This window comes from Pseudomonas sp. SDO5215_S409 (assembly GCF_054071325.1).
The window spans coordinates 1-12,369 of sequence record NZ_JBSVWN010000061.1 but is presented as its reverse complement, the minus strand read 5'-3'; the positions used below and the strand labels follow the sequence as shown (position 1 = coordinate 12,369).

The window sequence follows — 12,369 nt, the reverse complement described above, 5'->3', positions numbered from 1 at the left end:
ATGAGCTTTGAAACCATCTCTGTAATTGGCCTCGGCTACATTGGACTCCCTACCGCCGCAGTGTTTGCCGCGCGTAAGAAAAAAGTAATTGGCATTGATGTCAATTCAAAAGCAGTGGAGATGATCAATCGTGGTGAAGTCCACATTATTGAGCCTGATTTGGACATTGTAGTTCGGGCCGCGGTCACCGAAGGGTACCTGCGGGCAGCCACTGTCGCAGAGCCAGCCGACGCTTTTCTGATTGCCGTGCCCACACCATTCAAAGATCGCCATGAACCCGACCTTTCGTACATCAAGTCTGCGAGTAAAGCGCTTGCGCCCGTGCTAAAAAAGGGCGACTTGGTCATTCTCGAGTCAACCTCACCGGTCGGCGCAACTGAGCAAATGTCAGCGTGGCTGGCAGAGGCACGCACAGATTTAAGCTTCCCTCAAACCCATGGTGAAAACTCTGACATTCGTATCGCACATTGCCCAGAACGCGTGTTGCCTGGGCACGTGCTACGCGAGCTGATTGAAAACGATCGAATTATCGGCGGACTGACCGCCAAATGCTCGGATGCAGCCATGCGCTTATACAGGACGTTCGTCGAAGGGGAATGCATCATTACGGATGCCCGAACGGCGGAAATGTGCAAACTTACCGAAAACAGCTTCCGTGACGTGAACATTGCATTTGCTAACGAACTTTCAATGATTTGCAAAAAACTTAATATCAATGTGTGGGAACTGATTCGCCTGGCAAATCACCATCCTCGCGTCAATATCTTGCAACCGGGCCCGGGCGTAGGTGGTCACTGCATCGCAGTCGACCCATGGTTTATTGTGAGCAAGACCCCTGACGAAGCACGGCTTATTCGTACCGCTCGGGAAGTCAATGACCTAAAACCAAAATGGGTACTAGATCAGGTTAGGGCTGAAATCGGTAAACACTTGCAAAAAAACCCATCTAAAACCGCTAATAACGTCACCGTTGCCTGCTTGGGCTTAGCATTTAAACCAGACATCGACGATTTACGCGAAAGCCCATCGCTCGGTATAACGTTAGAAATTGCTGAAACCCATCCTGGTACTGTACTCGCAGTAGAGCCTAACATTAAGAAACTTCCTATTAAGTTAAAAAACAAAGTAACATTAAGCCATATTGATCAAGCCCTTTCCTTGGCAGACATAATTGTATTGCTGGTTGATCATAGCGAGTTTAAAAAAATCACGAAAGATCGATTATTATCAGCACAGTTAGTAGATACTCGCGGCATCTGGATCTAAATCGCTCCAAAACAATATACAAGCTTCGTCAGCAACGACCTAACCTATACTGGGGAATAAATTTATAAACGGGCACAATCGTTTATAAGGACACAACCAAATTTACTACAATGAGGCTAAAAGATCACGGCATGATCAATCTGCTGATCCAGATACTGACACTTATAAGCGGCTTGGTTGTTAATTTTGTTATTCCAGGCCTGTATGGATTGGAAGCCTATGGCATATTCATCAAGGCTAATATATTGGTATTTCTTTTCCAGAAACTTTTAGACATCATCAATGAGCAACTGATTGCCAACATCGAAGCCAAATACATATTCGTCACATCGATTTTTATGGGCGTATTAGTATTTTCACTGTTTAGCATTTTCACGTTGATTGACAACATTGGTAATCCTTTATTACTGGCCGCGATGCTGCTGAGCTCGGCTTGTTTGCTATCACTATTTAGTTTGCGTCTACACCAGTGGATTGTGGGCTACCTCATTTTATTTTTATGCGTTTTCTTCAGCAGTCTATTTATCAGTTATAAAAATATTTTTCGCCTCACCATCGTTGACACATTAATATTGACAAACGTTATACCGTGCTTATTTGCAATTATTGTTTTGATTACGCAGGGCGCAAAACTGCCTGTCGGAAAAAATCTGCTACTGACTTTTCGGCATGTTATTGTATCACTACCAAAAATGATTTCTATAACCCTGACTTTCAACCTATTTACTAGCATCTTCCCCTACTTTCTTTCCAAAACGCTTCCCGCGCAGGAGCTTGGGCTTTTCCGAGTGACCGTGTCAATTATACAATCCGCAACTAGTCTATTTCCGGTAAATGTCAGAGCTATCTTTGTATCGTTCGTTTCTGGCGAAAAACGCCAAGAGCGATATAAAGTGATCATGTCGATAACACTTTTCTATTTTGCGCTGGTCGGCGCGTTCGGGTATTCAATGGCATGGTTTTTTGAGCAATACTCTCCCTACCTAGTAATGCTACCCTGCTTACCGGTTCTGTACTGGACAGTAGTAACAGAGCGCTACCTTGTCGCCTCAGGATCAAGTCGAAAGGTGATAATGACCAATTTGGTCATTGCACCGTTTGCGGTATTAGGGATAATTATGTTTGTACTAGACTTACGAGATGCCGAAGTATTTTACGCACTTGGCTTTTCTGCCTATTTAATGTTTTTGCACATTTTTTGTCGCCCTGGCATTCACTTATCAATTATTTTCTGGGTGGCCATAATGTCACCACTGTCCATACTCATTAAATCTATGGGCTGGGCATGGGACGTATTTTATATGGTTTCACTTTTAATTATAGCGGTAGCCGGATTGGGGCTACGCGCAAAAAGTATTCACACTTTGAGGTTTTAAGAACATGAATGCAGTTAAGCTTTATCGTTTAGGAAATTGGTTTCATCGGCACCAAATCCCTGTCATACCTGGTCTCGTGAAAAATATTATTTTCCTTTTATTCAATTCGTACATCCCGGTATCCGCAGACATAGGTAAACAAACCATTTTTGCTTACGGCGCAATCGGGGTAGTGCTTCATGCGAACGCCAAAGTGGGCAGTGGTTGTGTACTGGGCCAAGGGATTACCATTGGTGCTGCTGAAGGCTACGTCACTCGTGAAATAAACCGGTGTCCAGTTATTGGAAATAATTGTTATATCGGGGCGAGCGCAAAGATAATTGGAGATATAAAAATCGGCAACAATTGCCAAATCGGTGCCGCAGCAGTGGTGTTAAACGATGTGCCAGACAACTCCATTGTCGTTGGCATTCCAGCTCGAATTATTGGGAAAACACCGCCAGACTATAAAGCGATACGTCCCTGATCGTGTGATTGGAGTGAGACAATGATTATTAAAAATGACAGTATCAAAAACGGTTCGGTGATAATAATAGCCGCGTGCATCTCGATTTTTCTTATACAAAGCCCCGGAATAATTTTTTATATCGGAGTAGCAGGAATTTTGTTAGTTCTGCTAACAGCGGTGTTTTCACCTTGGCTAGGTTTACTGGCTTTATTTCCCATAGCATTCTCCATACGTCCGGCACCGCCTACACCAGGTTTACAGGAAATAGCATTTGCCGCTCTCTTGGCAACAATATTTATCGCCTCGCTGCACAAACTGCGTACAGTTGAACATTTAAAATCCGCACTGAAAATTTTTGGCATGCCCGTTTTGATAGGAACGATACTACTGAGCATTAACCTAATCGTCGCAATTAACAATCAGGTACCGCTGCAGGATTGGTTCAGAGGTGTCATTCCATTTCTATTTATTTATACGATGATTCCGATATCCCTGCTAGTCGGTAGAAACGAAAATAGCATCCAGTGGCTGGGGGCATCAATCGGAACACTCGTTTCACTGACCGCTGGCTATATTGTCTTCTATTATTTTTATCATGCAATGTGGCAACCATATTGGACGATTGAAGTAAACGGGCAACACGTCACTCTTTCTTTAAAAGATGCAATTAGCAACATGAACGCCACGGGGCCGCTGTACAGCCGAATAACGATGATGCTGGCACAAGCCACCGACGCGCTATTACCAACGGGCATGGTAGCGGGCTTTGTAATCAGCACATTGGTACGCCACCGTAGGATTACCGTCGCAGCGGCCGTACTTTCGCTTCTCTGTTTGGCTGCCATCTTGATCACGTTTACAAGAAGTATGTTGATCAGCGCAATTTTGGTGATTTTCCTCTTTTCACTTTACCTATGCTTTAACAATAAGAAGCAAAGAAGAAAGTTATCAGCGAATCTCCTCGTTCAGGCCATATTCGGTCTGACATTCATTTTTTCCACCGGGATAGACCATATATGGCTAGGACGTTTAAACTCTTTATCAGAAGCGGCATTGTCGAGAAACACGATGCAACCTGCGTCCCCGAGCTCAGACCTCCCCTACCCGGCCTTACCGTTGACGCACAACGTGGCTGGGCCGAAGCCTAAGGATTTCAATGTGTACTCCCGAGTTCAAGAGTACAAAATCGCATGGGAAATGTTTATGAGTCATCCCTTCAGAGGAAACGGAATAGGTATCAAACACGAGATGCAATGGGAAACGTCTACCGGCGCCTCATTTACGGAGAGAGTTGCGTATGTTCATAATTGGCCTCTTTATATGCTCATGGTAGGCGGTATCCCGGGCTTACTGATTTACACCCTAATTTGTTTGGGGCCCGCTTTTAGGAAATTAAAATCACTTCCAGCAGATCCGCTTTATATAAATGTTATTCGTACAGCTGTAATTACACTTGCTGTTTACGGCTTATTTTTTGCCGTATTTCGCTTGATTTCGTTTAACCTTCTGCTTGCCGCTGCATGGGGCGTTATTTTCACTTTTCGATGGGAGCAAGCACAAAATCCCCGAATAACAGACGTTACTCATACGGGCCAAACAAAAAGGACCTCAGCTAAGTTTTTTATTGCTGACAAAAAAAATATGGAGCGCTCCGTATAATGTGCGGCTTAACTTTTTATGCAATTAGTCAAAACGTAAAAAATCTTCAACCTCAGTTGAGATCCAGTTTGGCCGTCACCCGACACCGTGGGCCAGACGCCTCTGGCACCTATTTCACCAACGTTGCCAATTACCAAGTAGGTCTTGGACATAATCGACTCAGCATCCTAGATCTTTCGCCGACCGGCAGCCAGCCAATGTTTGCGGGAGACGGTACCAGTATCGTTTTTAACGGCGAAATTTTTAACCACCAAGAATTACGCAATGAATTAATTGAGAAAGGTTATATTTTCAAAGGGACGTCAGATACAGAAGTTATTCTTAAACTTTATGTAGAGTACAAAGAGCAGGCTTTCAAACGCCTGGAGGGCATGTTTACTTTTGTCATACTCAACGAATTTCAGAAAAAATATTTTATAGTAAGAGACGTTATCGGAATCAAACCCGTTTACATTTACTCTGATGCAAACGGTGTTTATGCGTGTTCAGAAATTCGCGGCTTGAAAAGTTATTCAGATGTAAAGGCTCACATTGATCATAACGATATTTTCGAATTTTTTAACAACGGTTTTCTTTACGAGCCAAACACTGGCTATAGCGCAATCAAAAAACTGATGCCCGGTATGTACCTCGAATTTGACTTGCAAACCGGTATTATCAAACATCAGCGTTTTCAAAATATTAAGGACTTCGACACCGAACAAAGTCTTGCCGACACCGTACGTCACGCCGTTGCTCGGCAGCTAAACGCCGATGTTCCTGTTGGTGTATTTTTTAGCGGAGGGGCAGACTCGAGTATTCTAGCGAGCTTCACGGGTGAAACGGATCTTTTCTTCGCCAAATATGAAGCAACAGACGATGCTGTCATTGACATAAAATTTTCCGCGGAAATTGCCGACCATCTGAAAAAAAAGCTTGTGGTAACAGAAATTCTTGAAACAAATGACCAGGTGTTTGAGTCGATTGACTTCGTAGCAAAAAACACGGAAGAGCTCGTATCCGATTACACATTTTGGGCCACTTATAGGCTTTCCATGGAAGCCAGAAAAAGTGGATATAAAGTCATGCTCAGCGGAATGGGAGGCGATGAAGCTTTCGCTGGATATCCTCGCTACAAAGTCTTGAAACACCACACGTTGATTCGCGCACTTTATCCAGTACTGGGCGCATTATTAAAGTTTAAATTGTTTCCTAGAAAATTCGATAAAAAATTTGAACGCTTAGTATCCTATGCGCAAGAAAAATGCTGGCCTCTTGCCTATTCCCGTTTGCTAGGCTATTTTTCCAAGCGGGAACTGAAAAGTTTTTTTCCTGACTATCCAAGTTTGGAGCAAAATTACAAACTACGCTTGGATTCTATTCTTCTCGATTATCAGGGCAATATCTCAGATAAAGTCAAATGCGCACAACATTTTGACCTTACAGGTTTTCTAAGCCATAACCTGAGCGTTTCAGATAAAGCCAGCATGTTGGCCGGTATTGAGTTGCGCGTTCCCTTATTAGACGAACGCATTGTTGCTAGCGGCTTGGCTACCTCAACTGAAAATTTACTGAAGAACAATACGCCTAAGGCTCCACTCACCAACCTGCTAAAAAATCTGCTTCCTGCCGTTTTCGTGGAGCGACCTAAAACCGGGTTCAACCCGCCTCTCGATGGAATTATTCAACGTATAGGCGCAGAACGATTACTTGAGGAGTTTGAAGAAATTTATCAATACCTTAGGCGTGAAGAAGTCGAAAAACTAGTAAGGAATCATTTCACAGGCACCGCTAATAACACCTATAAAATATGGCAAACACTTTATTTTGAACGCTGGCTAAGGTTTAACTTTAAAAATCTAAACAACCCAAACCTTACAAGTCAAGTACATTCATGAACGCCCCTTTAACAGTACAATTTTTAAAATTTTTTCATACGATAAAATATTTGCGTTTCAAGCAAATCATCTATCGACTCTACTATCGTTACTTTAAGATAAAATCTTTTGCAGCGTCTGATTTTAATAGGCGATCGGCCTATAACTTTACAAAATTTCCCAAATGGAATTTTTCACATTTTACAGAAAATCACCAATTTGAGTTTATGGAAATTAGAGCACCTGTTGAATGGAGCAACACTATCAACCCAAAACTTTGGCAATATAACTTGCATTATTTTGAGCATCTAGTTTCAGCTCATAACATGCCTGTTTCGTTTGATATCGACTTGATTAACGACTGGATTCGACACAATCCGCCCTTTGAAGGATGCGGATGGGAACCGTACACCCTTTCGCTGCGAATTGTTAACTTCATCAAATGGTTTCAACAACAACCTGCATTAGAAGATGACTGGTTAAACAGTTTGGCCCTACAAGCCCATGCACTGTCCCAACAGTTGGAATATCACATTCTTGCCAACCACTTGTTCGTGAACGGCAAAGCTCTAGTGTTCGCTGGCGCTTTTTTGGAGGGTGAGCACGCTGAACGCTGGCTAGCACTTGGGCTAAAAATATTGGATCAAGAGGTAAAGGAACAATTTCTTTCCGACGGGGCACACTTTGAACTGTCACCTATGTACCACGCTTCTCTATTATGGGACATGTGCGATCTGGTCAATTTAGCCAGCTACGCTGAACTTCCAGCATTGAAAGCGCACCTCCCTAACTGGAAGCGTATTGTTGAAAAAGCAATCGGGTGGCTGCGCGATCTACAACATCCAGATGGTGGTATACCTTTTTTTAATGACGCCGCATTCGGTATCGCACCAACGCTAAAAGACATCGAGATATATGCACGCACCCTCGGTTGTCTGCGTGGTGACGATAAACACGACTACGTTAATATTTGTGCAAAGCAACACAGCGAAAGCGGATATGCCACGATTAACTTGGGTCGAGAGTGCAAGGCGCTTCTGAATCTTGCCGAAGTTAAACCCGCCTACCAACCGGGGCACACGCATGCCGATACTCTTAGTTTTGAACTCAGTCTTTTCGGGCAGCGTGTCTTCGTCAATTCAGGGACCTCGCAGTATGGAGAGAGTTCTGAGCGGCATCGTCAACGCAGCACCGCAGCCCACAATACGGTTGAAGTGGACGGTGAAAGCTCTTCCGAGGTGTGGGGCGGCTTTAGGGTGGCCCGCCGCGCGCACGTTATAGTAGAAGCCTTTGAATCTACAGAAGGTAGGGTGAAAATTCGCGCCAATCACGATGGTTATAATCGTTTGAACGGAAAAAATTTACACGCCCGTGAGTGGATCGCGCTAAATAACGAGCTGCAAATTACCGACTTGATCACCGGCCCCTATAGCCGGGCAACCGCTCGTTTTTTCGTTCATCCTGAGGCTGTAGTTATTCAGGAGGGTGACCAATTGAAAATTACTTTACCTCAACATCAATTGATAACCGTACGCATAAAAGGGGCAAAAAAGATCGATATTTTGAATTCCACTTGGCACCCGGAATTTGGAAAATCAATTCCCAACCAGTGCATTATTGCTGAGTTATCGTCAAACGTGCTGACCACCTGTATACTTTGGTGAGGTTTATTTGAAAATTTTAATTTTAAGTTTTTACTATCAACCCGATTTATCAGCTGGCTCATTTCGCGTCACCGCACTGGTAAAATCGCTTCTCAAGCGGTTACCCGAAAATGCTCATATAGAACTCATCACCACATTACCAAACCGCTATAATTCATTCAGCAGCGAAGCTCAAGAGTTAGAAAGTCTTTCACGGCTTACAATTAACCGAATCGCGTTACCCGCTCATAAAAGCGGCATGATTGACCAAGCCAAAGCGTTTTTGGTATATGCAAAAAAAACTCGAACAATTGTCAAAAGCAAGCAATATGGCTTGATTTTTGCAACCTCCTCGCGCCTCATGACGGCAGCCTTAGGAGCGCTTATTGCCCGCCAGCAACAATCTCCACTTTATCTAGATATTCGCGATATTTTCGTGGATACGATCAAAGATGTGCTTCCTCGCAAAATGGTTTGGGTAATTGCGCCGCTATTTTTAATTTTGGAAAAATTTACAATCAACTCCGCCAAAAAAGTCAACTTGGTATCTGCTGGTTTTTTACCCTACTTTAAAGTCCGCTATCCGGAGCAGCAATATTCTTTATTCACAAATGGTATTGACGACGATTTTCTAGGTATCGACCCAGCAAAATTCGATAACCATTTCAACCAAATTCTAGACGTAATATACGCTGGAAATATTGGAGAAGGCCAAGGACTACATAACATTATTCCACAAGTAGCAAAACGACTCGAAGGCAAACTAAGGTTTCGAATAATTGGCGACGGAGGACGACTTGAGCAGCTCAATGACGCCATTACATTGGAGGGCTGTAAAAATATTGAGCTATTGAGCCCTGTCAGCCGCAGCGAGCTGATTCAAATATACCAATCTGCGGACATATTATTTTTGCACCTTAATGACTACGATGCGTTTCGTAAAGTTTTACCTTCAAAGCTGTTTGAGTATGCGGCTCTAGGCAAGCCGATCTGGGCGGGAATTTCGGGATATGCTGCGAGCTTTGTAAGTGAGCACATCGAAAACGCCGCCGTTTTTCCGCCCTGCGACCCTACCGCCGCAATTACGTCTTTGGAAACGCTGGATATTCAGACACGCCCACGCCCTGGATTTGTCAAACGCTTTACCCGAGGCAATATCGCGCGCGAAATGGCTGACGACATATTATCCTTAATAGAGGCACCTCAATAATGCATATACTCTTGACGGGAGCAAGCGGTTTCGTTGGGCGCGCGCTGATAGCGCCTTTGCTCAGACGAGATCACAAAATTACAGCACCCGTACGTCAGTTAAATATTGATCTGGATCCACGCGTAATGCAAAGCCAGGTTCAGGGGTTATCCGCCGAGCAAAATTGGCGAGCCCTACTAAATGGGCAGGACTTAGTTATCCACCTAGCCGCTCGCGTGCACATCATGAGCGATCAGTCCTCAGATCCCCTCTTGGAATATCGTAAGGTAAATGTTCAAGGTACCCTCAATTTAGCCAGGCAAGCTGCTAATGCTGGCGTGAAGCGCTTCATCTTCATAAGCTCGATAAAGGTAAATGGCGAAAGTACAACCTCACGCAGACCTTATACCGCCGACGACGATGCGGCGCCGACAGACCCCTACGGTGTATCTAAAATGGAAGCCGAACAGGGGCTGCGAGCACTAGGCGCTGAAACAGGCATGGAGGTGACTATTATTCGTCCAGTTCTAGTATATGGTCCCGGCGTGCAAGCCAATGTACGAAATATGATGGTCTGGCTCCATAAAAGGATTCCCTTACCATTTGGTGCAATTCACAATCAACGCAGCCTCGTAGCGCTGGACAATCTTGTTGACCTAATTGTGACGTGCGGTGAGCACCCCGCCGCCGCGAATCAGACCTTCCTGGTGAGCGATGGTGAAGACCTTTCTACGACTTTGCTATTGCACCGAATGGGAATTGCACTCGGGAGGCCAGCACGTTTGCTACCTGTTCCAAGCAGGCTACTCAAAGCAGGTGCAACAGCCTTGGGTAAACAGGCGCTCGCGCAACGCTTATGTGGCTCACTGCAAGTTGACATCAGCAAAACTCGCCAGTTATTAGACTGGGAGCCGCCGGTCAGCATCGACGCAGCATTACGTGAAACGGCTAAATACTTCCTGGAACAACAGACCAAATGAATATCTGGTGGCTCTTACCATGTACAGCAGTTGCAGCACTCATTCTGACTGGCGCTTTGCGTCAGTACGCCCTTACCCGAAGCCTGATTGACATACCCAATGCACGCAGTTCGCATGCCGTCCCAACCCCAAGAGGTGGCGGCGTCTCGATAGTCGTCAGTTTTTTACTGGCAATGATGTTGGCCACTCAGACGGGTCTAGTCTCCTGGCTTTTGGCGGGGGCGTTGTTGGGCGCAGGCACCGGCATAGCTCTTCTTGGCTTTCTGGACGATCATGGCCATATCAGCGCTCGTTGGCGCCTCCTCGGGCACTTTATCGCTGCCATCTGGGCACTTTTTTGTATAGGAGGGCTACCCCCACTCATTTTTTTCGGGTTTTCACTCAACCTGGGATTGATCGGGCATGTGCTAGGTGTCTTTTACCTGGTTTGGCTGCTTAATCTTTATAACTTCATGGATGGGATCGATGGGATTGCCAGTGTCGAAGCTATTTGTGTGTGCTTGGGCGGCGCGCTGTTGTACTGGGTGACAGGGAAGAACGATCCAGCAGCACTGCTCCCCTTAATATTAGCGTGTGCCGTAATGGGTTTTTTGTATTGGAACTTTCCCCAAGCGCGCATTTTCATGGGGGACGCTGGCAGCGGTTTTTTGGGGATAACTTTAGGAATACTGTCACTACAAGCCGCTGGGATCGCGCCACAATTATTTTGGAGCTGGCTAATTTTACTCGGCGTATTCATAACCGATGCGACATATACCTTGCTTCATCGTTTACTAAGGAAAGAAAAAGTATACGAAGCCCATCGAAGTCATGCCTATCAATATGCTTCTCGTCGCACAGAGAAACATGCACCGGTCACTTTGACAGTTGCTCTAATTAATCTTTTCTGGCTATTACCGATCGCACTGTGGACGGGAAGTGGTCACTTGGATGGTCTGCTGGGATTACTTCTAGCTTATCTACCATTGGTAGCGCTGGCAGTAAAATTCAACGCAGGAAAAAAGGAAAGTTGATAATTCAAGGCACGGGAGCGCGAGAGCTATCGCCTCCCTTTTTGGGAAGGCCGCAAAGATAGCGCTTGAATAACCCTACTCAACCAGGTCATGCCTTGGTCATGCGACTAACAAACCAGCAGAGCAACGGGCTAATAATCGTCCCGATCAGCAGCGCAACTACAATAAAAACGGAAACGGGCATCTGCGGAGCCGCCCATCCAAAAAACCATAGAGAAACCGGCGTTTGGTTCTCTAGAAAAAACACCAATACAACTAATACGAGTAAAAGAAACACAGATAAAACAAGCAGGCGCTTCAAGCTACTCATAACCTTCTCTCTAAATGGACGCTAAACCTCGTCCTCATTGACCCGGTCCCGAAGTTCTTTTCCTGGCTTGAAGTGAGGCACAAATTTTCCATCAAGGCTGACAGATTGCCCAGTCTTAGGATTACGCCCAACACGTGGTGCCCGATAGTGCAGTGAGAAGCTGCCAAATCCACGAATTTCGATGCGATCCCCGGTAGCAAGGCATTGAGACATTTGCTCAAGCATCGTCTTGATAGCCAACTCTACATCCTTCGATGAGAGCAGCCCTTGATGAGTGACAATTCGTTCGATCAACTCCGACTTCGTCATATTTTTCCCTTCTTTTTCAAGCAGCTAGGAAAATCGCTTCAAAGGTTTTAGCATGGACTGATGAGTTTGAACAGCCCGAGTATTGACTTATCTTCGACCAATCGAAGTGAAACTCGCAAAGTAAGCTTTTGAACCTCAACCATAAGCCTCTCACGGCCCTACAGGCGACGTAGATAAACGAACACGCCCTGACTCAACACAAATCCGTAGGGGTCGCTCGCACCATCACAGTCCCAAACCAGCGCCTACCAAACTCAAATCCCAAGCATAGAGTAGGAGGCGGATTCACATCCGCCGTCCTCTCACACCACCGTACGTAC

At 45.1% G+C, this 12,369-nt stretch carries 11 protein-coding genes; 9 read left to right on the top strand and 2 right to left on the bottom strand.

Translation table 11 applies throughout. The features are described 5' to 3' along the window. The 9 genes from wecC to ACW9H9_RS24235 all read left to right on the top strand — a co-directional run bounded on the left by wecC (position 1) and on the right by ACW9H9_RS24235 (position 11,430). Positions 1–1,266: a UDP-N-acetyl-D-mannosamine dehydrogenase gene (gene wecC / locus ACW9H9_RS24275; protein WP_457345755.1), complete on the top strand. Its 1,266-nt coding sequence runs from the start codon at positions 1–3 to the stop codon at positions 1,264–1,266. Between the two features lie 131 nt (positions 1,267–1,397). Continuing rightward, complete coding sequence (locus ACW9H9_RS24270; protein ID WP_457345754.1) at positions 1,398–2,642, top strand: hypothetical protein; 1,245 nt, start codon at positions 1,398–1,400, stop codon at positions 2,640–2,642. 4 nt (positions 2,643–2,646) lie between these two features. Then, positions 2,647–3,108, top strand: a complete 462-nt coding sequence (locus ACW9H9_RS24265; protein WP_457345753.1) for a serine O-acetyltransferase — start codon at positions 2,647–2,649, stop codon at positions 3,106–3,108. Positions 3,109–3,129: 21 nt separating this feature from the next. Then, positions 3,130–4,749, top strand: coding sequence for an O-antigen ligase family protein (locus ACW9H9_RS24260; protein ID WP_457345752.1), 1,620 nt, complete (start codon positions 3,130–3,132; stop codon positions 4,747–4,749). Next, positions 4,749–6,626 (top strand): asparagine synthase (glutamine-hydrolyzing), encoded by a 1,878-nt coding sequence (gene asnB, locus ACW9H9_RS24255; protein WP_457345751.1) that lies wholly within the window; start codon positions 4,749–4,751, stop codon positions 6,624–6,626. Before ACW9H9_RS24260 ends, asnB begins: the two co-directional genes overlap by 1 nt. Then, the gene (locus ACW9H9_RS24250) at positions 6,623–8,269 is read left to right on the top strand and encodes a heparinase II/III family protein (RefSeq protein WP_457345750.1); all 1,647 of its coding nucleotides are present in this window, start codon (positions 6,623–6,625) and stop codon (positions 8,267–8,269) included. Before asnB ends, ACW9H9_RS24250 begins: the two co-directional genes overlap by 4 nt. Positions 8,270–8,276: 7 nt before the next feature. Then, complete coding sequence (locus tag ACW9H9_RS24245; RefSeq protein WP_457345749.1) at positions 8,277–9,458, top strand: glycosyltransferase family 4 protein; 1,182 nt, start codon at positions 8,277–8,279, stop codon at positions 9,456–9,458. Beyond that, positions 9,458–10,417 (top strand): UDP-glucose 4-epimerase family protein, encoded by a 960-nt coding sequence (locus ACW9H9_RS24240; protein ID WP_457345748.1) that lies wholly within the window; start codon positions 9,458–9,460, stop codon positions 10,415–10,417. The genes ACW9H9_RS24245 and ACW9H9_RS24240 overlap by 1 nt, the downstream gene beginning before the upstream one ends. Next, positions 10,414–11,430, top strand: coding sequence for an MraY family glycosyltransferase (locus ACW9H9_RS24235; protein ID WP_457345747.1), 1,017 nt, complete (start codon positions 10,414–10,416; stop codon positions 11,428–11,430). The genes ACW9H9_RS24240 and ACW9H9_RS24235 overlap by 4 nt, the downstream gene beginning before the upstream one ends. Before the next feature lie 88 nt (positions 11,431–11,518). Here the strand turns inward: ACW9H9_RS24235 and ACW9H9_RS24230 are convergent, their stop codons facing one another. Together ACW9H9_RS24230 and ihfB are read right to left on the bottom strand one after the other, a co-directional pair. Next, the gene (locus ACW9H9_RS24230; RefSeq protein ID WP_457345746.1) at positions 11,519–11,740 is read right to left on the bottom strand and encodes a LapA family protein; all 222 of its coding nucleotides are present in this window, start codon (positions 11,738–11,740) and stop codon (positions 11,519–11,521) included. 21 nt (positions 11,741–11,761) lie between these two features. After that, positions 11,762–12,049: an integration host factor subunit beta gene (ihfB, locus tag ACW9H9_RS24225; RefSeq protein ID WP_457345745.1), complete on the bottom strand. Its 288-nt coding sequence runs from the start codon at positions 12,047–12,049 to the stop codon at positions 11,762–11,764. Positions 12,050–12,369: the final 320 nt, after the last annotated feature.

Excerpts from the sequence above, each read along its gene's own strand:
- wecC (WP_457345755.1), top strand. The coding sequence starts at position 1 with ATGAGCTTTGAAACCATCTCTGTAATTGGCCTCGGCTACATTGGACTC.
- ACW9H9_RS24270 (WP_457345754.1), top strand. The coding sequence starts at position 1,398 with ATGATCAATCTGCTGATCCAGATACTGACACTTATAAGCGGCTTGGTT.
- ACW9H9_RS24265 (WP_457345753.1), top strand. The coding sequence starts at position 2,647 with ATGAATGCAGTTAAGCTTTATCGTTTAGGAAATTGGTTTCATCGGCAC.
- ACW9H9_RS24260 (WP_457345752.1), top strand. The coding sequence starts at position 3,130 with ATGATTATTAAAAATGACAGTATCAAAAACGGTTCGGTGATAATAATA.
- asnB (WP_457345751.1), top strand. The coding sequence starts at position 4,749 with ATGTGCGGCTTAACTTTTTATGCAATTAGTCAAAACGTAAAAAATCTT.
- ACW9H9_RS24250 (WP_457345750.1), top strand. The coding sequence starts at position 6,623 with ATGAACGCCCCTTTAACAGTACAATTTTTAAAATTTTTTCATACGATA.
- ACW9H9_RS24240 (WP_457345748.1), top strand. The coding sequence starts at position 9,458 with ATGCATATACTCTTGACGGGAGCAAGCGGTTTCGTTGGGCGCGCGCTG.
- ACW9H9_RS24235 (WP_457345747.1), top strand. The coding sequence starts at position 10,414 with ATGAATATCTGGTGGCTCTTACCATGTACAGCAGTTGCAGCACTCATT.
- ACW9H9_RS24230 (WP_457345746.1), bottom strand. The coding sequence starts at position 11,740 with ATGAGTAGCTTGAAGCGCCTGCTTGTTTTATCTGTGTTTCTTTTACTC.
- ihfB (WP_457345745.1), bottom strand. The coding sequence starts at position 12,049 with ATGACGAAGTCGGAGTTGATCGAACGAATTGTCACTCATCAAGGGCTG.